The sequence below is a fragment of the Candidatus Methylomicrobium oryzae genome (assembly GCF_016745425.1).
Taxonomy (GTDB): Bacteria; Pseudomonadota; Gammaproteobacteria; order Methylococcales; family Methylomonadaceae; genus Methylomicrobium; species Methylomicrobium oryzae.
This window is the reverse complement of sequence record NZ_JAERVK010000004.1, coordinates 207,188-233,658: the sequence shown is the minus strand read 5'-3', so window position 1 is coordinate 233,658 and position 26,471 is coordinate 207,188. Positions and strand designations below refer to the sequence as shown.

Below are 26,471 nucleotides of genomic sequence, written 5' to 3'. Positions count from 1 at the left end.
AATAGATTCTCTATTATTAGAGGAGGATATATGAAGTTAATTAAAGACAAGGTAGCAAAGTTGTCCTTTGTCGCACTGTTGCTGACAGTTGCAGCAGCCATGTTCTATACGCCAGCGGCATCCGCACACGGTGAAAAGTCTCAAGCGGCTTTCATGCGTATGCGTACTATTCACTGGTACGATCTGAACTGGTCAAAAGAAGTTGTTAAAGTCAACGACACGATGACGATTTCTGGTAAATTCCTGGTATTCTCAGGTTGGCCGGAAACTGTTGACAAGCCAGAAAGCGCTTTCTTGAACATCGGTATTCCAGGCCCAGTATTTATCCGTGCTGGATCTTGGATCGGTGGTCAATTGGTTCCACGTTCGGTTTCTCTGGAACTGGGCGAAACCTATGAGTTCAAAGTTCTGTTGAAAGCACGCCGTCCAGGCGACTGGCACGTTCACACTATGATGAACGTTGAAGGCGGTGGTCCAATCATCGGTCCTGGCAAATGGGTAACTGTTGAAGGTTCTATGAGCCAATTCACCAACCCAATCACCACTTTGACTGGCCAAACTGTTGATCTGGAAACCTATAACCTGAGCAACACCTACTTCTGGCATGCTTTCTGGTATGCTTTCGGTGTGGCTTGGATGGTTTACTGGATGAAGAAGCCAATGTTCGTTCCACGTCAAATCGCTATGGACGCTGGTAAAGGTGACACTCTGATCACTGCAACTGACAGAAAGGTTGCTTTGGCTTTCGGTGCTGGCGCGATCGGTATCGTTGCTTTCACTATGGCACAAACCAACTCTGAGTATCCTATCACCACTCCTCTGCAAGCAGGTTTGTTGCGTGGTATGAAGCCTCTTGATCTGCCTACACCAACTGTTAGCGTTAAAATTGACGACGCTACCTACCGTGTACCAGGCCGTTCAATGAACATGACTCTGACTGTAACCAACAACGGTGACTCTGCGATCCGTTTGGGTGAATTCAACACTGCTGGCGTTCGTTTCTTGGATGCTAACGTAACTGAAGACACCACTGGCTACCCAGATGACTTGTTGGCTCCAGAAGGTCTGACTGTCAGCGACAACAGCCCACTGGCTCCAGGCCAAACCAGAACTATCCAAGTTACTGCGTCTGACGCAGCTTGGGAAGTATATCGTCTGGCTGACTTGATCTATGACCCAGATAGCCGTTTCGCTGGCTTGCTGTTCTTCCACGACGAAAATGGCAACAAGCAACTGGTCCAAATCGACGGTCCTCTGATCCCAACCTTCATCTAATCGAAGATTGTTGATCCAATAACAATAATAAATCGTTAACAAATTAAACCCCCGCAATTCATGCAGTTGCGGGGGTTTTTTTATGGGAAAAAATACAGAATTGGGCTATAGGAAAGGCTAGAACATTTATTAGAGCAATTCTCTATTAATGAGAAGCATAGCTCGCATTTTTGAAATAGTTTTGGCATTCCTCGGCCTGAATCTCATCTAGCAGTGCGCCCAGGGATGGTCAGACGCGCCTTCAGCTAAATAATTCGCGTCGCCTCAGCAAAAGCAGTGAGCGTCTCACCCACACAGACGAGATTTGGATTTACATCGCCATGACATGTGAGGTTGTATTTACAGGTTTGAAGAAGGAATTTCCGAACAGCTTCTGAGTAAAATCATGCCGCGATCGCGGGACGGTAGCAAAATGATCCGCGATACTTTATAAGCCAAGCATCAGCACTTGGCCATGCTGTTTAAGCCATAACCGCGCGCTGCGATAATTTGGAAGATGTTGGGCGACGAGTGACCAAAAATGCTTCGAATGATTTTTTTCTTTGATGTGACATAGTTCGTGGACAACGACATATTCCAGAATCTCGAGCGGAGCTAGCGCCAGAAGCCAGTTAATGGTGATGTCGTTATGAATGCCGCAGCTGCCCCAGCGCGATCTTTGGGATTTGATGGTAATCGATTTCGGGAAAAGCCGATGTTTGGGGCCGTGCTGAAGTACCAGCTGTTCTACGGTGATTTTGACGTTCTGCTTCATCCACCCGATAATGGCGGAGCGGATTTCCTCGCTGTTGACTGTCTCCCATTGTGTATGAGGGATGTGTGCCTTGAATACATCGGTATACTCGATCTTGATGCTTTTCAATTTTGTCGGCGCCAAAGACAAAGGATAGGTTTTTCCTTGATAAGGAACGGGAGCACCATGATGATAAGTTTCGGGCGCGAGGCTTTGAATATGCGCCTTACGGGCTTTTAGCCTTTGCATCGTGGCAGTAATCCAATGCCACTTTTCTTTAACGAACTGGTGCAGGGCCTCGTCCGAAACATCAGGCGGTGCGATCACTTCAATTTTTTCGGCGGTGACGACGATTCGGGTTCTAGACGCTCTCAGCGTACGCTTGATCTGGTACGGCAGGGGTTCCATCGGACTAAAAAGGATTCTTAAGCATTCTGAGTTTGAGATCGTTTACACGTTTAGCCGATCCGAATTGCCTACGTATTTGCCGGCATTCCGGGATTTGACAATTCATAAACCCATACCGTTAAAGCTGTAAACCGGCAATAAGTCCGAAAATTGCGTCGCCGGTCTGATGTCGGGGATCAAGTTATCGAGCACTTCCGAAACCGTCTGGCGTTTTGAAATATTAAGACCATATAGGCCTGATTCAGTCGTAACGCTTTAACAATATGTGATGCGCATTATATTTTCATCGACGCCGAGTTCTTTTAGTGTAAAGAATTTGGCGATCGCGAAATCCCCAGCAATCGCCGTCGCCCGCCGCGAGAAACTCTAAAGGCGTCTTCACTATATCTCCCTCTTTCCCATGTATTATATCGTCAACAAACAACGAATTCAGACTAAAAAATCATTAATTTTTAAGATTGTCCTTCTTGGACAGATTTTTAGCGGAACGTAGCAAGTTTTGCCATTCGATCAGGCGGCGTTCGGCTCGACCATCATGCTTAGCCTTTACCTGAAGCAGCATTTCGTTGGTCCATTCAATCCAGCCTAGCGCATTGCATGCTATTGCAAAGAAAAAAGCCCCGGCTGAATTCATATTCAGTCGGGGCTTAGGATTTAAAGCGAAAAGGCTTTATTCAGGCAGGGCAATTACATCATGCCGCCCATTCCACCCATGCCGCCCATGCCGCCCATGCCGCCCATATCCGGCATGCCGCCGGCTTTGTTGTCGGCCGGTGCATCGGCGATCATCACTTCTGTGGTCAGCATCAGGCCGGCAACCGAAGCCGCATTTTGCAGCGCGGTGCGGGTGACTTTAGCAGGGTCCAAAATACCCATTTCGATCATGTCGCCGTATTGGCCGGTTGCCGCATTGTAACCGAAGCTGCCGGAGCCTTTCTTGACTTCGTTGAAAACGACGGATGGTTCGTCGCCGGCGTTTGCAACGATCTGACGCAGAGGCTCTTCGACCGCACGACGCAGGATATTGATGCCGACCGTTTGGTCATGGTTCGCTCCTTCCAGATTTTCCAGGGCGGAAATCGCACGTACCAGCGCGGTGCCGCCGCCGGCGACGACGCCTTCTTCAACCGCCGCGCGAGTGGAATGCAGAGCGTCTTCGACGCGGGCTTTCTTTTCCTTCATTTCGATTTCGGTGGCCGCACCGACCTTGATTACCGCAACGCCGCCGGCCAGTTTGGCCAGACGTTCCTGCAGCTTTTCCTTGTCGTAGTCGGAAGTCGCTTCCTCGGCTTGTGCGCGGATTTGCGCGACGCGGCCCTTGATCTTGTCTTCGGAGCCGGCGCCGTCGATAATGGTGGTGTTCTCTTTGGAAACCTGAACTTTCTTCGCAGTACCCAGCATTGACAGTTCAGCTTTTTCGAGCGACAGACCGACTTCTTCCGCAATTACGGTGCCGCCGGTCAGTACCGCGATGTCTTCCAGCATTGCTTTGCGGCGATCGCCGAAACCGGGTGCCTTAACCGCAGCGACTTTGACGATGCCGCGGATCGTGTTCACGACCAGTGTCGCCAGCGCTTCGCCTTCGACGTCTTCGGCGATGATCAGCAACGGACGGCCTTGCTTGGCAACTGCTTCCAGGATCGGCAGCATTTCGCGGATGTTCGAAATCTTCTTTTCGTAGATCAGGATCAGTGGATCATCCAGTTCGACGCTCATGCTGTCTTGCTTGTTGATGAAGTAAGGAGACAAGTAGCCGCGGTCGAACTGCATGCCTTCGACGACATCCAGTTGGTTGTCGAGGCCGGAACCTTCTTCGACGGTAATCACGCCTTCCTTGCCGACTTTTTCCATCGCTTCGGCGATGATGTTGCCGACCGACTCATCCGAGTTGGCAGAGATCGTGCCGACCTGCGCGATTGCTTTATTGTCGGTGCAAGGAGTGGCAGAGGCCACGATCGCATCGACTGCCTTGGTGACGGCCAGATCGATGCCGCGTTTCAGGTCCATCGGGTTCATGCCGGCCGCAACCGCTTTTAAGCCCTCGTTGACGATCGCCTGCGCCAGAACGGTCGCAGTAGTGGTGCCGTCGCCGGCTACGTCGGAGGTGTGAGAGGCCACTTCCTTCACCATCTGCGCGCCCATGTTTTCGAATTTGTCTTTCAATTCGATTTCTTTCGCAACGGATACGCCGTCCTTAGTAATGGTCGGCGCGCCGAAGCTTTTGTCCAGAATTGCGTTGCGGCCTTTGGGGCCCAGGGTAACCTTGACCGCGTTTGCCAGAATATTGACGCCTTTCGCCATCCGGCTGCGCGCGTCATCGCCAAAATATACGTCTTTAGCTGCCATTTTAATTCCTAATCCAATATGTTGATGGTTGTGATTGCGTGACGGGGAGGCTTAGCCCAGCACACCCATGATGTCGTCTTCGCGCATCACGATAAGTTCCTCGCCGTCGATCTTGACTTCATTGCCGGAATATTTACCGAACAAGACTTTGTCGCCGACCTTGACTTCCAGCGGACGCACTTCACCATTGTCGAGCGCTTTGCCGGTGCCGACCGCCAGGATGACGCCTTGGCTCGGCTTTTCGGCGGCAGAACCCGGCAGCACGATGCCGCCTGCGGTTTTGGTTTCTTCTTCAACGCGTTTGACTATCACTCTGTCGTGTAACGGACGTATTTTCATTAATCTCTCCTGAAAAATTAAAGGTAAAAAATTTATTAGCACTCGCGTTTAATGAGTGCTAATAATAAACAGGTTTTGCAGTCTGTCAAGTTCTTTGGCATTATCCCCTTACCTTAGCCGATTCGTATGACTCATGAATGACAACCAACTCCTCCGCTACAGCCGGCAAATCATGCTGCCGCAGGTCGACATTGAAGGTCAGCAGAAGCTGCTTGCCGCCAAGGTGCTGATCGTCGGCGCCGGCGGGCTCGGCTCGCCCGCTTCGATTTATCTGGCGGCGGCGGGCGTCGGTCATCTGGCGATTTTTGATCATGACGATGTCGACTTGTCCAATTTGCAAAGGCAAATTGCGCATTACACCGACGATATAGGGATCGCGAAAGTCATTTCAACCCGGCAGACTTTGAGCCGCCTGAATCCCGATGTGGATGTCCGGGCGATCAAGCGGCGGCTCGCCGGTGAGGAACTGGATGAGGAAGTCGAAGCTGCGGATGTGGTGCTCGACTGCAGCGACAATTTCGCGACGCGTTTTGCGATCAATCGGGCATGCGTCAAACATCAAACGCCGCTGGTGTCGGGAGCCGCAATCCGTTTCGAGGGACAGGTCGCGGTATTTACGCCGGGCAAAGGCGACAGCCCTTGTTATAACTGCCTCTACCGGATGGACGGCGACGAACCGCTCAATTGTGCAACAAACGGCGTCATAGCGCCGGTAACGGGAATCATCGGCGCCATCCAGGCGATGGAGACGATGAAGTTGATCACAGACATTGGCGAAACATTGACCGGTCGGCTGCTATTGCTGGACGGGCTGACGATGGAGTTCAACACGATGCGATTCAGGAAAAATCCGAAATGTCCTGCTTGCGGCAGAGGCGCTTCGAGTTGATATTTTGAACGATGCGGACAGGTTTCGCGAGGCTGAGACTAACGGGGAAAAACCAGCGGTGTTCGAATTTGCTGGCCGAATAAGGGGTAGAAGTCATGTATTTACCGGATTTTTTCGGCGCTTCAAAAAAGACGACTTGACACGGTATTGAGCATGGGATACTAATAGAACTAGCGAATTGACTGACGCTACCCCATAAAGAGGCGGCGGGGCAGCACATGGGCAATCTGGACGGGCATTATTATCTGTGATGGTTTTTTAAATTAAAGATGCTCGGCAAGTGGCCGGGATAAAAGAAAAATGTTTAAAAAGAGTCGCCTGCATCCCGGCGACAGACACGACGGAATTCTTGTGGAAGTTCCGAATGTCTGCTGCGCTATTGAAGATATTTTCGGTAGAATGCAAGACGTTAAATCGAAGTTTTTGTCGGCCGCTCTCATACGCTTGTAAATACTATGGTTCCGGTATGATCTCATATGGATAATTATTTTTGAAAATCGGCGGCAGGTCTGCCTGCTCCTCTGCCTCAATGATAGAGTTTCCTCATCACTTTCGTTTAGTTTTCCCGATTCATGCCGGGCATTTGCCCGCCGGGGGGCGAATATGGTTGTAGAAAGTACCGGGAGTCCGTTGTCAGGATTCGGTTTGCGGAGCCGGCGCTCATGATTAAGATCGGGGACGGAGAACTTTCGATTCAACGGAACGCCAAAGTGGCGCAGGAACCGGATTTTCGAGTGCTCTTCGAATCCCTGCCAGGCTTGTATCTTGTGCTGGATTACGATTTCAATATCGTTGCGGTCAGTGATGACTATGCGCACGCCACCATGACCCGGCGGGAAGAAATTATCGGCTGCGGCATTTTCGACGTTTTTCCCGATAATCCTAACGATCCGTCCGCCGATGGCGTGCGCAATCTTCAGGCTTCCTTGCTATCCGTGCGGCATACCGGAAAAGCCCATGCGATGGCCATTCAAAAATACGACATTCGCAAGCCGGAAGCGGAAGGCGGCGAGTTCGAGGAACGTTACTGGAGTCCGCTGAATTCTCCCGTTTTCGATGCCGACGGCACGCTTGCCTATATTATTCACCGGGTCGAAGATGTGACCGAGTTTGTCCGGCTGAAGCAGCAGGGTATTGAACAAAGCGAGCTCACCGAAGAACTGCGCGAGCGGATGAAAAAAATGGAGGCTGAAGTCTACCTGCGTGCGCAGGAGACGGCCAGGGCGAACGAAAGTCTGCGTATTAGCGAGGAAAACCTCTTTGTTACGTTGAACTCGATCGGCGACGCCGTATTGACGACCGATGCGGCGGGGCGGGTGACGCGTTTGAATCCTAGAGCCGAGCAGCTGACGGGCTGGCAGCGTAGGGAAGCCATAGGCCGTCCGGTTGCCGAGATCTTTCATATTGTCAATCAGGAAACGCGCCAGCGGATGGCGATTCCGGTAATCGAAGTCTTGGCGAAGGGTGCGGTTCGGGGATTGGCGAATCATACGGTGCTGATTGCCCGTGACGGTACCGAGCGTTCGATTGCCGACAATTGCGCACCGATTCGCAGCCGGGACGGCGAGGTAATCGGTGCCGTGCTGGTTTTTCGTGATGTCACTGAAGAATATGCTACGCAGAAGGCCTTGCGCGACAGTGCTATCCATATTCAGACCATTCTCAACAATATGGCTGACGGCATTATTACGATCGATGAAAGGGGCATCGTCGAAACGGTAAATCCTGCCGTCGAGCGCATGTTCGGATACGCGCGCGACGAACTCATCGGACGAAACATCAAAATGTTGATGCCGCCGCCCTACCGTAATGAACACGACACCTATTTGCAGCGCTATCTCGCTACCGGGGAAGTGCGTATCATAGAGCGAGTTCGCGAAGTCCACGGGCACCGTAAAAATGGCGGCGTCTTTCCGCTCGACCTGAAAGTCAGCGAAATGTGGCTGGATGTCGGGCGCCGGTTCATCGGCATCGTGCGCGACATTACCCAACGCAAAGAAACCGAAGCGCAGCTGCAGCAGGCGAAGGAAAAAGCCGAATTCGCCAACCGCGCAAAAGACTCGTTCCTGGCGACCATGAGCCATGAAATCCGCACGCCGCTTAGCGGCCTGTTGGGCATGCTGGAGCTGCTCGCTCTTACGCCGCTCGACAAGGAGCAGAAAAAAACGTTGCAATCGGCCCGCGATTCCGGGCACAGCCTGTTGCGGATTCTGAGCGACATTCTCGACTGGTCGAAAATCGAAGCCGGTAAGCTTGGGCTCTCGGTGCAGGCGACTTCAATCGCTCAGCTCGCGCAGGATGTGGTGAATACCTATGCGCATGTGGCCAGCGCGAAGAAACTGATCCTGCAACATGACGTCGATGAGCGGATCGGTCCGGCGCATCTTGTCGATTCCCTGAGGCTCTCGCAAATCCTGAACAATCTGCTCAGTAACGCAATCAAGTTCACCACGGATGGCTCGGTTCAAATACGCGCCGAATTGCTCGAACAATTCGACGGCGCTCAAAAAATACGTTTTTCGGTCAGGGATACCGGCATCGGCATCGATCAGGCGCAAAAGGCCCGCCTGTTTCAGCTTTATGCTCAGGCAGGGGAGAGTACGGCCCGGATGTACGGGGGTACCGGGCTCGGTCTGGCGATCTGTAAGCGCCTCGCCGAAATGATGAATGCCCATCTCGACCTGGAAAGCGAGCCGGGACAAGGCTCGACTTTCAGTCTGACGCTGATCCTGCCTTTGACCGAGAGCCTGCCGGTACAACAACTCGCCCAGGAGGCTGGGGGGTTGGCCGTCGAACCGCTGGCTGCGGATGCGGCCAGTGCCCCGGTCGTGCTGGCCGTCGATGACCATCCCGTTAATCTTGCGCTCCTGGTTCGGCAGATCGAAATTTTGGGGTTGCGCGCCGAAGCAGCTCAAGACGGAGAAGCCGCCTTGGCGATTTGGCGGAGCCGCCAGATCGACGCGATTATCACCGACTGCCATATGCCGAACATGGACGGCTATGAGCTTGCACGTGCCGTCCGTAAGGCCGAATTTCGGGAGTCGCGTCCACGCATACCGATTATAGCCTGTACGGCAAATGCCCTGGGCGAGGAGAGCGAACGCTGCCGTGCCGCCGGCATGGATGAAGTCATGGTCAAGCCGACCAATCTGCGTGCGTTACGGGAGATGCTCTTGCAGAGGCTTCAAGGGCATACCCTGGCCGAAGGAACGGCATCTTTTGAAGACGCCCCGCAAGAGGGCGATACGCCTGTCGATTTTTCCGCGCTTGCCGATACCGTCCCGAATAGGGCAGGGCAGATCGCCCTGCTGCGCAAATTCGAGCTTCATCAGCGCCATGATCGCGAGCAATTGCAGGTGCATTTTAGGGAAGGGAATATGGCCGGGGTGGCGCTCATGGCGCACCGTATCAAAGGCGCCAGTCGAATGGTGGGGGCGCTCGAACTCGCGAATGCCTGCGCCGTCATCGAGCAAGCCGCGAAGCGGAACGATTTCGATGCCGCTGGCCTTGGGATTCACATCCTGACGGATGCGGCGGGCAAGATTGAAAGTTATGTCGCGGGATTGATCGATGCCGAATGAACATGTTTTTAAGGAAAGATGATGAAGCCGGATGAATTGCATTTTCTCGTAGTCGAGGATGACGACTTCCAACGCGAAACGCTGGCCGACATGCTGTTGTCCATGGGGGCGAAGTCGGTACGGCAGGCGGGAGACGGTAAACAGGCGCTGGAGATTTTGCAGGCGCAATCCGCGCCTGCGGTCGACATTGTGCTCAGCGACCTGGAAATGCCGGAAATGGATGGGATGGAATATTTCCGACATATGGGGAGTCATTACGCCGATATTTCGCTGATCATCATGAGCGCCTTGGATTCCGCCTTAATCGCTTCGGTGGAGGAAATGGCGCGTGCCTACGGAATCCGATTGCTGGGCGCGATAGAAAAACCAGTAACCCGGTCTCGCCTGCAAACGCTGATAGCCCAGCATGAGGCCGTCTGGCCGAAACAGGAGAGGGTGGCGCCCTCTGGGCCGGCAAGTTTTACTTTGGAAGATATTCTGGACGGTCTGCGGAAAAATCAGTTCGAGCCGTTTTACCAGCCGAAAGTAAACATCGCCAGCGGCCAAATCAAAGGTGTGGAGGCACTGGCCCGCTGGATCCATCCGGAGCATGGCGTGATCGGGCCCTATGCGTTTATCGCAGTACTCGAGCGTAACGGCAAACTCGACGACTTGACCTTCACTATCTTGAAAAAAGCCGCATCCGCTTGTCGGCAATTGCATGAAAGCGGCCATAAGCTGAGTATGGCTGTCAATATTTCCCTGACTTCGTTGACCGATACGGCGCTGGCGAACCGGATTACCCAGGTCATGCACGAGGCGGCTGTCGATCCCCGTTACTTTATTCTGGAGGTGACCGAAACCGCGGCTATGACCGATGTGGCACACGCGCTGGAAAATCTGGCGCGGCTGCGCATGCGCGGGTTCGGGCTGTCGATAGACGATTACGGCACCGGTTATTCGAGCATGCAGCAGATTTCGCGCATCGCTTTCAGCGAGCTGAAAATCGATCAGACCTTCGTGAGGAGCTTTTCCGATAATGAGTCGCTACGCATCATAGTGCAATCGAGCATCGATCTGGCGCACAAGCTCCGCATCAAGTGCACCGCCGAGGGCGTCGAGACCGAGCGGGACTGGAGTGCGCTCAAGGCGATGAGGTGCGATCTGGCGCAAGGCTATTTTATCGCCAAGCCGATGAATCTGGAGTCCCTGCTCGAGTTCTGCGGAAGCTTCGGGATTTCCTGAATCGGAATGAAGGGCTGCCGCCTGCCGGGCGATTTCGGTTCGGCATACTTGATGGAGTTTCCGGCGAGGACGAGGAAATGCCGTCGGGAGCTAAGCTGTAGGGTACGCTGTGCGTACCATGGGAGGGGGTGAAAAGGTACGCACTCGGCAACTGCTCCCTGCGTTGCTCTAACTCCTGCCTCCCTGCCGTCGTCGGCAACTGCTCCCTGCGTTGCCCTACCTCCTGCCTCCCTGCCGTCGTCGACAACTGCTCCCTGCGTTGTCCTCCCTCCTGCATCCCAGCCGTCGTGCAATCGCTGCATTCGCGCCCTCCATGGCATTCATGCAGGCGGTACGAGCCCAAGGGAAGACAAGGTAGAGCGCGTCGGGAACACGCGATCGACGACCCCACGGAGGGGAAAGATAGATCGCGTCGGGAACACGCGATCGACGACCCCACGGAGGGGGAAGATAGATCGCGTCGGGAACACGCGATCGAGAGCAATGCCACCACAAGGGGGGTCTATGGACAGAGCCATTGCCGACGACTACAGGGAGGCAGGAGTTAGAGCAACGCAGGGAGCAGTTGCCGAGTGCGTACCTTTTCACCCCCTCCCATGGTACGCACAGCGTACCCTACAACGGGTGGTTATGTATTTAAAGAACGTCTCTACCCCGGGGCCGTCCTACGAGGTGTCTCATGACGCGTGCCGCGTATGGGAACGGATCAGGCGGCATGCCGGGAGGTTATTTTTAGCCACATCCTAAGCCGCTTTTTCCGTAAACTTGCCGTACGGTACCCGCCGGGTAGCGAAACACCCGGCGGGTTTGGTTCGCAAGCAGGTTACGATTGTTGAAAATGCCGTTAAGGCAGTGGCGGCTGTTATTTTCCTCGGACAAGGCCTTTGATCAGGCCGATGGCCTTTTCGGCAAAATCGTTGATCACCGAAGGGCTATCGCCATGCGGTTCGGTTTCGCCGAAGGGTTTCGCATTGGTTTGCGAAAATTTATAGATAAAATAGCCGAGTGGCGCAAACGCGCCCGCCGCGAGTACCAGCATGACCAGAAAAAGTTCGGTAACTTCACCCATATCGCCTCCTCATGAATTTTTTTAGTTATATTCGAAAATCAGGTGAAAAAAGATCATACTCTTTTCCGTATTAAAAAAACACCCATAAGCCCACTCTCCGCGCGCGGCTTTGGCGCCTTTTTTCAAGGGCACGAACCGGCGGCGGGCAAAAAATCGAAGGAACTTGGCCGCCTTTTCGCGCGTCCTCTCAATGGCTTGACAAAATTGCCGGGAAAACCGAGCGAAAGGCTTGAAACGATCGGCATTCGGGACCGGGCAATAATGTTGCGTTGGCCTAGAGATTCGTCGTATACTTCGGCTTGGCTTACTTGATCAAGCTGGCATATAAACACAAATAACTTCTGGAGGTTACTGCTATGAAATGGGAAACACCAAGCTATACCGATCTGCGTTTCGGTTTTGAAGTCACCATGTACATCTACAACCGTTAATCGGTTGTTAGGTCTGGTCAAAAGGGGATCGCAAGGTCCCCTTTTTTTTGCCTGGCGATCTGGATTCCCTTATAGTATGGGCATTTTTCCGTAAGAGCAGGATTATCTCACCTCATGAAAGTCAGAGTTCTCGGTGCCGGTGCGGGCGGCGGTTTTCCGCAATGGAATTGCAACTGCAACAACTGCCGGAGGATTCGCCGCGGCGAAATGAACGGCAAGGCCCGAACTCAATCGTCGATCGCGGTCAGTACCGACAACCGCAACTGGCTCTTGATCAATGCGTCGCCGGATATCCGCGCGCAGCTGGAAGCGTTTCCGGCGATTCAGCCGCAACAGGGTGTCCGCGATACCGGCATCAGGGCGATTTTGCTGATCGACAGCCAGATCGACCATACCACGGGCCTTCTGATGCTGCGCGAAGGCAAGCCGCTGGACATCTATTGCACCGAGATGGTCCGCCAGGACCTTACCACCGGCTTTCCGGTATTCAATATGCTGGCGCATTACTGCACCGTTAACCACCATCCGGTGCCGACCGATGGGAGCAGCTTCACGATTCCGGGCATCGACGACCTGCGCTTTTACACGCAGGCTTTGAAAAGCAAGGCGCCGCCTTATTCGCCGCACCGCTACGATCCACACGACGGCGATAACATCGGTCTGATCGTCGAGCAGATTTCGACCGGCAAACAATTGTTTTATTCGCCGGGGCTCGGCGAGATTGAACCGCATGTGTTGACGGCGATGCAGGCGGCCGACTGCGTGATGGTCGACGGTACCTTCTGGACCGACGACGAGATGTGCGCGCAACAGATCAGCCAGAAACGGGCGCGGGAGATCGGCCACTTGCCGCAGTCCGGCGAGGGCGGCATGATCGAAGTGCTGAACGGTATCGGCGAGGCCCGCAAGATTTTGATCCATATCAACAATACCAATCCGATTCTGGACGAGGATTCGGAACAGCGTAAGGTCCTTGATGCGAACGGCATCGAGGTCGCGTATGACGGGTTGGAAATCGATCTATAACGGAGACGACATGAGCCAGAACGACAAGCAGCCCTGGAGCCGAGAAGAATTTGAAGCCCAATTGCGCGGCATGGAAAAGTATTACCACATCCATCACCCGTATCACGTGCTGATGAACGAAGGCAAGCTGACCCGGGAGCAGATTCAGGGCTGGGTCGCGAACCGTTATTATTACCAGGTTTGTATTCCGCTCAAAGACGCGAACATTCTGGCCAATTGTCCGGATCGCGAGACGCGGGCCAAATGGATTCAGCGGATTCTCGACCACGACGGTCATCCGGGCGATCCCGGCGGCATCGAAGCCTGGATCCGGCTCGGCCTTGCAGTCGGTCTGACGCGCGAGGAAATCGTTTCGGAAAAGCATGTGCTGCCCGGCGTGCGTTTCGCAGTCGACGCCTATGTCAATTTTGCGCGCCGTTCGGAATGGCATGAAGCGGCCAGCTCCTCACTGACCGAACTGTTTGCGCCGAAGATCCATCAGCAGCGGCTCGACAACTGGCCCGAGCATTATCCCTGGGTCGAAAAGGAAGGCTACATTTACTTCCGCAAACGTCTGACCGAAGCCCGCCGCGATGTTGAGCACGGCCTTGAGATTACGCTGGATTGGTATAAGACACGCGAACAGCAGGAGCGGATGATCAAGATTCTGCAATTCAAGCTGGACGTGTTGTGGACGATGGCCGATGCGATGTACATGGCCTACGTGCACAAGATGCCGCCGTATTTCAATATCCAGCCGTAATTCTGCTCGTCGCCCGGCTGGCGAGTTTAAATGCGAAGACAGGTCAATCTTGCATGCGGCAGGCTGTAAGAAACTTACAGCCAGCCGATGCTTTTCAGGCGGCGGTACAGCCAGATACAGCCGATCACCACGACGCCGAGCGTAGCCGGATAGGCAAACTCCCAGGTAAGCTCTGGCATATGCCTGAAATTCATCCCGTACAGGCTGAACACCATCGTCGGTACCGCCAGAATCGCACCCCAGCCGGCCAGCCGTTTGACGACTTCGTTTTGGCGCACCGTCGCCATCGTTAAATAGACCTGCAATGCATCGTTCAACATTTCGCGCATACCGTCGGCAGCCTGATGAATGCGCAGCGCGTGGTCGTGAATATCGCGAAAATAAAAGCGCGTATCCTTCGGGATGATATGGGTATGGAAGCGCATCAATTCGCTGCAAATGTCCAGCCAGGGCAGGGTGGCGGAACGCAGCAGCAGTAAATCGCGCTTCAGATCGAAGAGCTGGGCGCAGGTTTCGTCGCGGTAATCTTTATTAAAAATACCGGTTTCCAATTGTTCCAGCCTTTCTTCCAGGCCTTCCATCACCGGCAGGTAATGGTCGACGATGAAATCCATTAACGCATACAGCGCAAAACCCGGCCCTTTTGCCAATTTTTCGGGCAGATTCTCGCAGCGTTCGCGCACTTTCGTATAACTCAAGGTAGAGGAGTGGCGTACCGACACCAGGAAGCGCGCCCCGATGAAGAAGTGGGTTTCTCCCAACGCTACCCGATTGTCCCCGGTCAGCTGCGCAGTCTGTACAACCAAAAACAGGGAGTCCCCGTACTCTTCCAGTTTCGGGCGCTGGTGCGCTGTGCAGGCATCCTCGATGGCCAGCTCGTGCAGACCGAATTCTTCCTGGATCTTCAGCAGCAAGGCTTTGTCCGGTTCGCGAAGTCCTGCCCAGACGAACGTGCCTTCCTCGGCCAGCACACTGCTGATCTCTTCGAGGCTAATCGTGCCGATCCGCGCGCCGTGCTTATAGGCGACACAGTTCATGATCATCGAGGCATCGTTTTCATATTCGGGATATGCCGGAGTTAAAGGCGGGTTTGCCATAGCGTCAGTACCTGGGGTCTTTAATGAATGATGAGCATGATAGCGCGGTTAGACCGGCATTAGAATGCCGCGTCAGCGCCGGCCGGTCCTGCGAACGATTCTCGACGGTATAAATGCTCAGGTCGAAGCCATCAGACTTCCAGCCCGTGCCATCCATGCCGTGCCAGCCATTTACGCGCTTCATCGAGCGCCAAAATGACGAAAGGGGCCGGCACGATCAATACCCAATAATAAGGAGCGATTGGCGCAGTATTGAAAAAGAGCTGCGCCTGAGGCAAATAGACAATCGCCAGGATAAACGCCAATTCGAAAAGGATGCCGCAGACGATCCAGGGATTAAAGCGCGTCAGGGAACCGAGGGCGCTTTGGCGGCTGGTGCGGCAGGCCATGACGTTGCCGATCTGGCAGAAGATGATCGTGGTCAGAAATGCGCCGGAGGCCTGCAAATACAGCGGATCGTTTTCCGCGATCGCCTTGCCGAACCCCCATCCGCCGTCGAACAGAAGCGTGAAAAATACGACGAACGCCAGCAGGGCCTGGGCGGGGCCGATGATGGCATAGCTGCGGATGAAGGTCCTCAGGCTGACTAATGGTTCGTTGCTGCGTCTGGGCGGTTGACGCATTACATCGGTGTCGGGCGGCTCGTTGCCGAGGCCGATTGCCGGCAGCATGTCGGTAATCAGGTCGATGCTGAGGATTTGGATCACCGTAATCGGAAGCGGAATCGGAAACAGCACGTAAGCGATGTACGGAACGACTTCCGGGATGTTGCTCGCCAGAATATAGGTGATGAATTTTTTGATGTTTTCATACACGGCCCGCCCTTCTTCGATGGCCTTGACGATCGTTGCGAAGTTATCGTCGAGCAGAATAATATCCGATGCTTCCTTGGCTACGTCGGTGCCTTTTTTACCCATGGCAACCCCGATATCGGCACGTTTCAGCGCCGGAGAATCGTTTACGCCGTCCCCCGTCATCGCCACGACTTCGCCCATGGCTTTCAGCGCGTCGACAATGGTGAGTTTTTGTTCCGGCGCGGTCCGCGCAAACACCACTTGTTCGTTCCGCAGAGTCTCCAGCAAATCATCAGGGGACATTTCGGCAAGCTGGTTTCCCGTAATGATGCTCGGAGTGTCGACGATGCCCAGACGTTTGGCGATATAGGCTACCGTTTCGCCCGAATCGCCGCTGATCACGATGATCCGGATGCCGGCGGTGCGGCAGGCGGCAACCGCATTCGGCACTTGCGGACGGGGCGGATCGACCAGCCCGGCCAACCCCACGAACACCAGGTTTTCGGGGATGTCTTCGGGGTGTTCGACAATGGCGTAAGCGAACGCCAATACGCGCAGCCCGAGTCCGGCATATTCGTCCGCTTTCGCCGTTAACCCGCGTTTGGCATCGGCGCGCAGCGGATGGACGAGCCCCTCGCTGTAGATCTGCGTACAGCGTTCGAGAATGACTTCCGGAGCGCCTTTGGCGGTGAGCAGCAATGCTTTCCGGGAGGTCGAATACGTGGCAGTCATGAATTTCAAGGCCGCATCGAAAGGCCGGCTGTGTTGGAGACGGTAGCGGCCGCGAATCGCGCCGTAGCCGTGCTGGCGGTCGACGAAACTCGCCAGCGCAATTTCGGTCGGATCGCCGCTGAATGTCGGCTTGCCGTTTTCGTCCAGGGCTATGACGGTCTCGTTGCATAGCGCCATGATTTCCTGCATCGTCCACGCCGTACGATGGCGCAGCCGGCCGTTTACCGTATCGGCATCGTAATCTTCGAAATCCATATACAGTTTTTCGACGTGCAGGCGGTTCTGCGTCAGCGTGCCGGTCTTGTCGGTGCAGATGACCGACGTGCAGCCTAACGTTTCGACCGACAGGATGTCTTTGACGACCGCGTTGCGTTTCGCCATTCTCAGCGAGGCTTGCGTCAAGGCCAGCGTGACGGTCGGCAGCAGTCCCTCGGGGACATTTGCCACGATAATGCCGATCGCGAAAACCAGGTTGGTCCAGAAGCTGTCTCCGATCAGGAAACCGATACTGAAAAATAAGCCGCCGAACGTGATTGCCAAATAGGTGATCTTACGCACAAAATTGCGTAATTCCTTTTGCATGGGTGTCAGATCGGCCTGTACGCGTTGAGACAATTCGGAAATGCTGCCGATTCGGGTGTTGCGCCCGGTATTTACAACCAAAACGCGGGCATGGCCTTTGATGGCCGTGGCTCCGGACCAGGCGCAATGCTCGGCTTCGATCCTGTCTTCACCGGCCTGTTTTTCGACACTGAGCGATTCGCCGCTGAGAAGCGATTCATCGACCCGCAGTTGGGCAGATTCCAGGATCGCGCCGTCAGCGGAAATTTTGTCGCCTTCCTGAACCAGCAGGATATCTCCGGGCACCAGTTCTTTTGCATCCCGCAGGACGGATTTACCGTCGCGCAGGACGTTAACCGACTTGGGAATGTAGTCGAGAAATGACAGCATCAGTTTCTCGACCTTGTAATTTTGCAGGAATGACATGATCGCATTGAGCAGTACGACGCCGCTTAGAGCCCAGCCGATCAGGTTATAGCCTTCCCCGGGGGTTAAGTGGTCGGCCCAGAATGCCAAGAGCGCCGCCGCCAGCAGCAAGAGCGGGAACAGCGCTTTGAATTCGTTAAAGAATAACAGCCAGGGCGAGCGGGTGCGGTGGAAGACGATTTGATTTTCGCCGTAGCGGCTTAACCTTAACCGGGCCTCCTCGGAGGTAAGTCCTTGTGGGGAAGTTTTGAGCGTCGCCAAGAGTTTCGGCAATGGTTCCCCTTGAAAACAGAAGGCTTTGGGAGGGGGTTTCGGGGCGCGAGACATGGATGGCCGTTTTTAAGTGTCTTTAATTCATTTCATGACACTATTCTAACGGTTCCCGAGGCTGGTTTATGCAATTTCTCCGTTCATCGGCATGACCCTCATGTGCCTTACTGCTTCGGAAACGTGATAGTGAAGCAGGTCCCTTTATGGGATTCGGAATCGACGGATATCCTGCCCCGCAACGCCATCGTGACCATGTTCTTCACGATCGCAAGTCCCAGGCCGGTGCCGCCCCGTCCGCGTCCTGTCGTAAAGAAAGGATCGAATATTTTGGTGAGATGTCCGCTGTCGATGCCGGCACCGAAATCGCGCGCGCTCAGCATGAAGATCGGCGTATGCTGTTCTGCGTCCATGCCGTCCTTCACGGTAATCTCAACCCTGCCTCCGCGTCCGTCCGGATAGGCGTAGCGTTCGATATTCTGTAGAAAATTCAGCAGGATTTGCCTGAGATAGCCTGGATAACCGTGCCATTCCGGCGCTTGGCGGATCCCGGAAACATCGAGTGAAATTTCGAGCTTGGCTTCCCGTGCGCTGAGTTTGAAAAGATCGACTGCGTCCTGTACCGTTTCAGGCAAATTGACTGTCTCCTGCTGTTCCGCCATCTGGTCGACCGCGATTTTCTTGAAGTTTTCGATCAGCCGGTGCGTGTGGTCGACATGTTTGCCCATCAGGGCGGCAGCCTCAAGAATGTCTTCCAGCGGTTCGGCATGTTCCGTGCCGATCGAGGCGGCGATGGCCGGCTGCGACAGGCGGTTCTGGATCACGCTGAGCGCGGTCCGCACGATTCCCAGCGGCGTATTGATTTCGTGCGCGATGCCGGCCACCGCCTGGGTCAGGGCCCGGTGGCGGTCCAGGGCGGCCTCCGCAAGCACTGTCTGGCCGATCAGGCGCATTTCCCGGTCGCGCAGCCGTTTCTTTTCGAGGCTCGCGCCGATGCGGGCATGCAGCAAGGTCGAATTGAACGGTTTGGGCAGATAATCCTCCGCGCCCAGTTCGATACCCCGGATCACCTGATTCATTTCGGTACAGGCCGAAATCAGGATGATCGGAATGGTGCCGAGCGTTTTATCCGCCTTGAGCCTGGCCAGGACGGTGATGCCGTCCATTTCCGGCATGATCACGTCGAGCAGGATCAGGTCGAAGCGCTCATCAGCCAGGCGCGCCAGTGCGGCGGCGCCGTTGTCGGCGGTTGTGATTCGGTAACCACGGGAATGCAGGAGGCGTGACAAATGGGCGCGGTTATCGGGGTCGTCGTCGACCACTAGAATCCGGCTGCCGCCGGTTTTATCGTCGCCGGCAGGCGTGTGAACCTGGCCGATTGCGGTGCCGGAGGGCGAAACGCCTTTCCCGCAGGCGGCATCGGGGAAGGGTTGTCCGGAAAAGGCAGCTTTTAGATGTTGGGCCACGCCTTGTGCTGCGCAGCGGATTATGGTGAGATCGTCGCATTGTTTCTGCCGGTTTTCGTCGGCGGCCTCTTCGATCAGGATTTCGGCATAGCCGATGATCCGGTTCAGGGCGTTGAGCAGTTCGTGGCGGAGTGTGGCGTCAATCATCGTCGTCTTACGTTAGCCTGCAAACTGGCGGATCTTGGCGAGCAGCCGCATGAGGTCGATCGGTTTGGTATCGTAGTCGTCGCAGCCGGCCGCCAGGGCTTTTTGCCGGTCGTCGTCCATCGCGTGCGCGGTCAGCGCGATGACCGGGATATGCCGGGTCAGGGGATCGGCTTTGATCAGCGAGGTCGCTTTCCAGCCGTCCATCACCGGCAGGCTCATATCCATCAGAATCAGATCGGGACGGCGGGTTTTGGCGATCGCCACGCTGTCTTCGCCGTTGACCGCAATCAGGATCTCGAAGCCGTGCTTGCCGAGCCGCCTCGAGAGCATGTCGCGGTTCAGTTCGTTGTCCTCGACGAGCAGGATTCTGGCCATTTTCCCTCCTTAGCGGCCGAAAGCCAGCGGCAGTTTGACGATAAACAGCGAACCCGTTCCCGGTTCGCTGTCGACGCTGATCGTGCCGCCCATCATCTCGCAGAATTTCTTCGTGATCGTGAGCCCCAGGCCGGTGCCGCCGTACTGGCGCGTAGTCGAATTGTCGGCCTGGGTGAAAGGGGCGAAAACCTTGTCGACCTGGTCCCGGCTCATGCCGATGCCGGTGTCGCGCACGGCGAACACGATCCAGCCGTTTTCCGGCCGCGTATTGTCCACCGCTACACTGAAATCGATCTTGCCCGCATGGGTAAATTTCCCCGCATTGCTGAGCAGATTCAGCAGGATTTGCCGCAATTTGATCAAATCGGCCTGTAGGGACGGAATGTTGTCGGGGCAGCGGATGCTCAGTATATTCGTGTTTTTGTCGATGATCGGGCGCACGGTGCTCGCGACTTCGTCGATCACCGAGGGCAGATGGATTTCTTCGAGGCAGAGTTCCATCTTGCCGGCTTCGATCTTGGACAGGTCGAGGATTTCGTTGATGATGGCCAGCAAATGCACCGCCGAAGCATGGATTTTCAATAGGTCGCCGGCAAACAGCTCATGCCCGCTTTCCCGGGTTTCTTCGAGCAGCATCTCGCTGTAGCCGATGATCGCGTTCATCGGCGTCCTGAGCTCGTGCGACATATTGGCTAGAAAAGCGCTTTTGGCGCTGTTGGCCTCTTCGGCGACCGCGCGCGCCTTTTGCGCTTCCTCGATCGCTTTGGACAATTCGATCTCGGTCTGCTTCAGTTCGGTGATGTCCGTGCGGATTGCGACCGTGCCGGTGTTCCAGACCCGCCTTTCGCTGACCCGCATCCAGCGGTCTCCCCTGAAATGCTCGACGAAGTTTTCGCGCGGCGTGCGGTGGCGCGCCATCCGTTCGGTCAGCCATGACTCCTCCTCCCCTTCGGCGACAACGATTAGGCCGGCCCGGACTGCGCCGCGCATGATCGCTTCGAACGCCATGCCCGGCGCGATCGGCACGCCGAAATTCATGATCTCGCGGTAGCGCTGGTTACATTCGACCAGACGGTCTTCCGTGTCGAACAGGCAAAATCCGTCCGGTATGCTTTCGATCGCTTCCCGCATTCGGAAGCGGCTGACCGCTTCCTCGAATGTCGCCTGCTGGATCCGGCGATCGACGATCGTGATGAAGATCGCCAGCGACGCGATCAGCACCGAGGTGAACGACACCCAGAATACCAGAGCAGCCGTGTTCAAGGCGCTCGTTGTTTCCGCCGGAGTCCCGTCGCCGGCGAAAAAGTAAGTCGCCGCCATGCCCGAATAATGCATTCCCGAAACGGCGAAACCCATCACCAGCGCGGCGCCGATCTTGGCCCCCAAGGTATGGCGCCCTTTGGGATTGCGCTCCACGATAAAATCGATCGACAGCGCCACGCCGGACAGCACCACGGCCGTCAGTACCGAAAGCGCGGCCAGCCGGGGTTCGAACAACATGATCAGGCGCTGGGAAATCCCCTGCATCGCGGCCATGCCGATATAATGCATCGCGCCGATGCCCAGCCCCATCAACAGGCTGGCTAACAGGATCAATTTGCTGATTTTCGGACGGCTGATTACCTCCAGCATCACTCCGCTGGAAAGCACCACCGGCGCGGTGGACAGAATCGTGATCTTCACATCGTAGCTGATCGCCACCGGCAGCTTCAGCGCCAGCATCGCAATGAAGTGCATTGCCCAGACGCCGCCGCCCATGGTCAGCGAGCCCGCCAGCAGCCAGATGCGGCGCTTGTGGCGGGAATCGGCGGCGCGGATGCGGCCGGCGACGCTTAACGCCGCATAGGAAGCCAGGCCGGCGATTGCGATCGACAAGACGACCAGGCCGTAGTCGTAATGGCTCTCCAGCGTGCCGCTGAGATCCCTGCCGTCGTAGAAATAATGTTCCATCACGGCCGGCCCTGCCGGTCAGTACGCCAGGACGTCGGCCCGGCTTTGCCGCCAGAGTACCGCGAGCTGTTTCACGAAACCGTGCATCAGGCTCACGATCAGTTCGGGCGGCGCAAACCGGCTTTTAAACAAAAACGCCACCTGTGCCTGCCGGGCGCCGCCGCGCACCTCGATCAGCCAGTAGCCCTGGCTGTCCCGGACGTAGCGGTCGCCGGCCGGATTCAGCGGCATCCCTTCTAAGCCGCCGAGCCGCGCCAACAGTTGCAGGCCGCGACCTGCGTCGATCTCGTCGGCAAACAGCACTTCGCCGTCGATGATCAGCCAGCGCGGCGTTTCGGCCTGTTCCGGGCTCAGGCCGCCGATCGGCGACAGCGCATAGAGCAGTTGCCGGCGCGAACCGGCCGCCTCGGTCAGATTATTCGCCAACTCGACGGTGGCCAGCGCCATGCCGTAAGCGAGATACTGGCGAATGCTGCTTTTGATCAGCGAGTAAAGCTTGTCTTCGGTGGCTTCGACCTTGGTGAAATAACCGTTGATTTCGTAGCGGTCGATCACTTCGCGTTCCGGGGCGATGCCCGGCTGACCGGTGCGGATGTAGATTTGTGTCAGCTTGTTGCCGAGGCTGTTGCGGATGTAGTCGCACAGCTCGAGCCCGGCACGTTCGGTTTCCATCACCACGTCGAGCAGGGCGACGGCCAGCGAGCAGCCGACTTCGACGTCGTCGTTGATCAGCCAAAGCGCTTCCTGTTTGCTGCGCGCGGTATAGATTTTCAGCGGCAGGCCGTAGACCTCGAAATTTTTCATCGCGAGACGCGAAATCGCCAGCACGTCGGGCTCGTCGTCTACCAACAGTACCGGCCAGTGTTTGAAAAACATGGCGTCCTCCTCAATAAGCCAGGGGTTGTCTCAACTCGCTGAGCTTGGCCGCATCGAGCCGCATGTGCTTGGCCAGATAGGCGGCCGTCTCCTTCGGCCTCACCTTGTGCACGAAGTTGTACCGCGCTTCGTGATAATTGACTTCGCCGCCGTAAAACTTGCCGGAAAAGTTGATTTTCATTTTTTGCAGTTCGGCGGCGCGGTAGGCGCTGAGCGGTTTCACGCGTTCGTCTTTCTGGCGGAGATCACGCTTTTCTTCGAGCAGGCGCGAGAAGAGCGGTTCCTTCGTTAGGGCTTCCGCTTTTTGCCGCACCTGCTCCAGATATTCGTCGTAATGATCGGACAGGACCTCGTCGATAAAGCCGATCGCCTTGGCCTTTTTGGTGCCGATCGGCAGCGGCGTTTCGGTCAGTTCAAGCGCTTTTACGGGGCCAACCCGCTTCGGCAGCGAATAGGTCCAGTATTCGGAGCCGTACAGGCCCATTGTTTTGTAATGCGGGTTGAAGATCACGCCTTCGCGCGCCCAGACTTTGTCGGCCGCCAGGATCGCCATCGCTCCGCCCGCGCCGCAGCCGCCCCAGACCGCGGAAACGGTCAGCTTGCCGTCCGTGGTCAGGACTTCGTGGACAAAATCGTTGATTGCGTTGATATTGCGCCAGGATTCATTGGCGGGGTTCTCGGCCGCCTCGATCACGTTCAGGTGAATGCCGTTCGACCAGAAATCGCTGCCGCCGATCAAAACCAGGACCCGGGTCGGCCGCGCGACCGCCAGCCGGTAGGATTCGAGCAGGCGGCGGCACTGCAGGGTGCTCATCGCGCCGTTATGGAAATCAAAATGAAGATAACCGACCCGATTTTTTTCCTCGTACCAGATTTCCTTGAAAGTCGGCTCTGTGCCGGCGAACAGGGGATCGATCGGCGATTCGGGCGTATCGGTCAGCACGCTGCCTAACACTTTCGCGGCGGGCAGCTTGAAATCGAAATGCTTGTCGTGCGACAAAAAGCGTTTGTAGAAAGGGACTTTGACGATGTGCTTGCGCTTCAGGTGCGTAATCCAGACCGCGCCGTCGATTGCGGCCCGGCAGATTGCGCCGTGGCGTTGGGCGATGATCGCGCCCGGCTGCCAGCCTTGCAGCAGGCTTTCCTCGTGCGCGCCGAACAGGTAGTATTCCTTGCCGTCGATCACGTCGAGCACGCCGGGGGCGCTGTCGGCGGCGTTGATTTTTTTGATGATCGCCGCAACGGTATCGTGTTCCCAGTCGATTCGGCGTTCCTGTTGTTTCATTGGGGCGCGCAGCTGGCCGCGTACGTCCGGCTTCGAATAATCGAGCGGTTCGGGTCGGTAGCTGCCGGATTCGATGCGCCGGACGGCGAGCAGCATGGCCTTGACTGCGGCCCGGGTGACTTCGCGCCGGTAAATCCCCGCCTTACTGGCCCGGCGCATCTCGAACGTTTCGGTGGCCCAGATATCGCCGGCGTCCATTTCCTCGACCGCCTGCAGCACGGTAACGCCCCATTCCGCTTCCCCGTTCATGATCGCCCAGTCCAGCGAGGAAGGGCCGCGGTCGCCCTTGATACCCGGATGGATGATCAGGCACAGGTGTTTGCTCCAGACGTCTTCGGGAATCTTTTCCTTCAGAAACGGGCAGATGATCAGATCGGGTTGGAAAAAGGTTACCCCTTTGCGGATGTCGTCGGGGCTCAGCGCCAGCGTGATCGAGATGTCGTGGCCCAGCGCCTCCAGCTCTACATGCGCGCGCTGGCACAAGCCGTTGTAGGATGACGAAATCAGTAAAATTCGCATGATGGCTCCTCTTTTTTTATTATTGTTCTTGTGCATGTGCCGGACCGGCCTTGGCAGGTTTGGCACGGTCTATTTGAAATTCGCCCGATACTCCTGCGGAGAAATATTCAAAAACCGTTGGAAAGTGCGGCGCATTTGTTCGGCATTATTGAACCCGCATTTGCCGGCGATGCTTTCCATCGGCAGGTCGGAGCGGAGCATTAGGTTGCGCGCCGCTTCGAGGCGGGTCCGTTCGACGAATTTTGCCGGCGTGACGCCGATTTCCTGGCAAAAGACCCGCGAGAAATTCCGGGGACTCATCGCCATGCGCTCGGCGAGCGCCTCGACGCTCAGGTCTCCGTCGGGATGGCTGACGATCCAGGCCTGCAACTCGCGAAAATCCTTGCGGGTTTTCGCTTCGTTGAAGACATAGCTGCTGAATTGCGACTGCCCGCCCGGGCGGCGCATGAAAATCAGCATGCCGCGCGCGACGCTCGACGCGACTTCCCAGCCCCAGTCCTCTTCGACCAGGCTCAGAGCCAGGTCGATGCCGGCGGTGACGCCGCCGGAGGTGTAGATGCTGCCGTCGCGAACGAAGATCTTGTCGGGCAAGAGCTGCACGTTCCGGTACCGATCCGCCAGTTCCTCGCAGAACAGCCAGTGCGTGGTGGCCTTGCGGTGGTTCAGCAGGCCGCTTTCGGCCAGCAAAAACGCGCCGGTACAGATCGACACCATGCGCCTGACCTTCGGCAGCATGTCCGGCAGCCAGCGGGTCAGTTTTTGGTCGGTCCAGGCGTCGACCGTGAATGGCGCGCCGGTTACCATCAGCGTATCGATATCGTCGGGAGCTTCGTCATAGCCGAAATCGGCAAGAATTTTCATGCCGGACGCGGTCTTGACCGGTCCGGCCTGTTCCGCGATCAGCGACAGTGAATAGACCGACTCGTCCTCGGCAATTTGCCCGGCCAGGCGCAATGCGTAATTCGCGAAACAAAACACGTCCATCGGCCCCGTCACGTCCACGATTTCGCAGTCCGGGTACACCACCATCGCGACGCGGCGATGTTGGAAAACGATCGATGGTCTGGCGTGGGTCATGGAAGCGATCCTCCGTGGCTTTGAGACTTGCCATTAGCATGCGCCTTTTTTTTGCGGGATAAAAGACAAAAATCCCGCAATATCGGACAATCTGGGGGCCGATAGTGCAGGATTAAGGCGGTGATGCGGGTCGCGGTGAATTGAGGGCTTTGAGTAGGCTGTGATATTCGGAGAGAGGGAAGAACGGTAGGCGCAGACGGACGCGGCGCTTCGGCGGAACCGCAGGCGATGCATTCAGGATTGCGGCGCCCAAAAATCGCTCAAATTCAGGCTGATTGCATCGAACGGCGGCGCCTGGACAATGTCGTCGTTTTGCCAGGTGTGTTCCAGAAGCCACTGCTGTTCGAACAAGCGGTAAACCTCGAAAGTCCGAATGTCGGGGTCGATCAGCCATAGCCATTGCACCCCTTCCTGCGCGTAGATCGGCATTTTGACCGCGCGGTCGGTGCGCGCGGTGCCGGGTGAGAGGATTTCGCAGGTCCAGTCCGGCGCGAGCGTGAAAAAAGCGGTGTCCGGAAAGACCGGCATCCGCTCGCGCCGCCAGCCGGCCAGGTTCGGCACCAGGATGTTCGGCCCCAAATGCAATTCGGGCTCGAACAATATCCACCAGCCGCCCGGACCGCCGCGTCCTTGGTCGAAAGGTCCGATGATTTCCCCGTTTAAGATCGATGCGGAACGCGCATGCTTCGGCCCCGGACGCGGCTGAGTAATCAACTGTCCGTGCAGGATTTCACCGATCACGTGCTCGGGCAGATCGAACAGGTCTTCGTAGGTGGCAAAACGGTAGACCGGTTGGTTCATGAGCGGAGCGCACACTGACGGATGATGGTCGAAAT

The 26,471-nt window shown here is 56.0% G+C and carries 22 protein-coding genes; 8 read left to right on the top strand and 14 right to left on the bottom strand.

Features of this window, described 5'->3' with window-relative positions; all coding sequences use genetic code 11:
• The first annotated feature begins 30 nt into the window (after nt 1–30).
• A complete protein-coding gene (amoB, locus tag JJL52_RS06115; protein WP_202051515.1) occupies nt 31–1,275 on the top strand; it encodes a bacterial ammonia monooxygenase, subunit AmoB in 1,245 nt (414 codons plus the stop codon).
• Between the two features lie 427 nt (nt 1,276–1,702).
• Here amoB and JJL52_RS06110 read toward each other — a convergent pair whose 3' ends face one another.
• The 4 genes from JJL52_RS06110 to groES form a co-directional block, all read right to left on the bottom strand.
• Nucleotides 1,703–2,416 (bottom strand): M48 family metallopeptidase, encoded by a 714-nt coding sequence (locus JJL52_RS06110; RefSeq protein ID WP_202051514.1) that lies wholly within the window; start codon nt 2,414–2,416, stop codon nt 1,703–1,705.
• Between the two features lie 445 nt (nt 2,417–2,861).
• Entirely contained in the window at nt 2,862–3,050 is a 189-nt protein-coding gene (locus JJL52_RS21265; protein ID WP_236994078.1) for a hypothetical protein, read from the bottom strand.
• A 53-nt stretch (nt 3,051–3,103) separates the two neighbouring features.
• Complete coding sequence (groL, locus tag JJL52_RS06100) at nt 3,104–4,762, bottom strand: chaperonin GroEL (RefSeq protein WP_202051513.1); 1,659 nt, start codon at nt 4,760–4,762, stop codon at nt 3,104–3,106.
• Between the two features lie 51 nt (nt 4,763–4,813).
• Nucleotides 4,814–5,101, bottom strand: coding sequence for a co-chaperone GroES (groES, locus tag JJL52_RS06095; RefSeq protein ID WP_202051512.1), 288 nt, complete (start codon nt 5,099–5,101; stop codon nt 4,814–4,816).
• 133 nt (nt 5,102–5,234) lie between these two features.
• On the opposite strand from groES, the gene JJL52_RS06090 reads away from it, so the two are divergent.
• The 3 genes from JJL52_RS06090 (at nt 5,235) to JJL52_RS06080 (ending at nt 10,795) form a co-directional block, all read left to right on the top strand.
• Entirely contained in the window at nt 5,235–5,990 is a 756-nt protein-coding gene (locus JJL52_RS06090) for a HesA/MoeB/ThiF family protein (RefSeq protein ID WP_202051511.1), read from the top strand.
• Nucleotides 5,991–6,652: 662 nt separating this feature from the next.
• Nucleotides 6,653–9,571, top strand: coding sequence for a PAS domain-containing hybrid sensor histidine kinase/response regulator (locus JJL52_RS06085; protein ID WP_202051510.1), 2,919 nt, complete (start codon nt 6,653–6,655; stop codon nt 9,569–9,571).
• Between the two features lie 21 nt (nt 9,572–9,592).
• A complete protein-coding gene (locus JJL52_RS06080) occupies nt 9,593–10,795 on the top strand; it encodes an EAL domain-containing response regulator (RefSeq protein WP_202051509.1) in 1,203 nt (400 codons plus the stop codon).
• Nucleotides 10,796–11,657: 862 nt separating this feature from the next.
• On the opposite strand, the gene JJL52_RS06075 is transcribed toward JJL52_RS06080, so the two are convergent.
• Nucleotides 11,658–11,864 (bottom strand): hypothetical protein, encoded by a 207-nt coding sequence (locus JJL52_RS06075; protein WP_202051508.1) that lies wholly within the window; start codon nt 11,862–11,864, stop codon nt 11,658–11,660.
• A gap of 42 nt (nt 11,865–11,906) precedes the next feature.
• On the opposite strand from JJL52_RS06075, the gene JJL52_RS06070 reads away from it, so the two are divergent.
• The 4 genes from JJL52_RS06070 (at nt 11,907) to pqqC (ending at nt 14,063) form a co-directional block, all read left to right on the top strand.
• Entirely contained in the window at nt 11,907–12,176 is a 270-nt protein-coding gene (locus JJL52_RS06070; RefSeq protein WP_202051507.1) for a hypothetical protein, read from the top strand.
• Between the two features lie 44 nt (nt 12,177–12,220).
• On the top strand, nt 12,221–12,295 hold the full coding sequence (gene pqqA, locus JJL52_RS06065) for a pyrroloquinoline quinone precursor peptide PqqA (RefSeq protein WP_006892363.1): 75 nt from the start codon (nt 12,221–12,223) through the stop codon (nt 12,293–12,295).
• Between the two features lie 114 nt (nt 12,296–12,409).
• A complete protein-coding gene (pqqB, locus tag JJL52_RS06060) occupies nt 12,410–13,321 on the top strand; it encodes a pyrroloquinoline quinone biosynthesis protein PqqB (RefSeq protein WP_202051506.1) in 912 nt (303 codons plus the stop codon).
• A gap of 10 nt (nt 13,322–13,331) precedes the next feature.
• The gene (gene pqqC / locus JJL52_RS06055) at nt 13,332–14,063 is read left to right on the top strand and encodes a pyrroloquinoline-quinone synthase PqqC (protein ID WP_202051617.1); all 732 of its coding nucleotides are present in this window, start codon (nt 13,332–13,334) and stop codon (nt 14,061–14,063) included.
• 74 nt (nt 14,064–14,137) lie between these two features.
• Here pqqC and corA read toward each other — a convergent pair whose 3' ends face one another.
• From corA to JJL52_RS06010, 9 genes are all read right to left on the bottom strand, one after another.
• On the bottom strand, nt 14,138–15,160 hold the full coding sequence (gene corA, locus JJL52_RS06050; RefSeq protein WP_202051505.1) for a magnesium/cobalt transporter CorA: 1,023 nt from the start codon (nt 15,158–15,160) through the stop codon (nt 14,138–14,140).
• 131 nt (nt 15,161–15,291) lie between these two features.
• Entirely contained in the window at nt 15,292–17,946 is a 2,655-nt protein-coding gene (locus JJL52_RS06045) for a cation-translocating P-type ATPase (RefSeq protein WP_236994077.1), read from the bottom strand.
• 161 nt (nt 17,947–18,107) lie between these two features.
• A complete protein-coding gene (locus JJL52_RS06040; RefSeq protein ID WP_202051503.1) occupies nt 18,108–19,553 on the bottom strand; it encodes a response regulator in 1,446 nt (481 codons plus the stop codon).
• Between the two features lie 12 nt (nt 19,554–19,565).
• Entirely contained in the window at nt 19,566–19,928 is a 363-nt protein-coding gene (locus JJL52_RS06035; protein WP_202051502.1) for a response regulator, read from the bottom strand.
• Between the two features lie 9 nt (nt 19,929–19,937).
• Nucleotides 19,938–21,878 carry a sensor histidine kinase gene (locus tag JJL52_RS06030; protein WP_202051501.1) on the bottom strand — a complete coding sequence of 647 codons (1,941 nt, stop codon included), beginning with the start codon at nt 21,876–21,878 and terminating at the stop codon, nt 19,938–19,940.
• Between the two features lie 18 nt (nt 21,879–21,896).
• Nucleotides 21,897–22,754, bottom strand: coding sequence for a response regulator (locus tag JJL52_RS06025; protein WP_202051500.1), 858 nt, complete (start codon nt 22,752–22,754; stop codon nt 21,897–21,899).
• A 10-nt stretch (nt 22,755–22,764) separates the two neighbouring features.
• Nucleotides 22,765–24,558: a hydrogenase maturation protein gene (locus tag JJL52_RS06020; RefSeq protein WP_202051499.1), complete on the bottom strand. Its 1,794-nt coding sequence runs from the start codon at nt 24,556–24,558 to the stop codon at nt 22,765–22,767.
• 69 nt (nt 24,559–24,627) lie between these two features.
• Nucleotides 24,628–25,635, bottom strand: coding sequence for a GlxA family transcriptional regulator (locus JJL52_RS06015; RefSeq protein ID WP_202051498.1), 1,008 nt, complete (start codon nt 25,633–25,635; stop codon nt 24,628–24,630).
• Between the two features lie 234 nt (nt 25,636–25,869).
• On the bottom strand, nt 25,870–26,436 hold the full coding sequence (locus JJL52_RS06010; RefSeq protein ID WP_202051497.1) for a Uma2 family endonuclease: 567 nt from the start codon (nt 26,434–26,436) through the stop codon (nt 25,870–25,872).
• Nucleotides 26,437–26,471 lie beyond the last annotated feature (35 nt).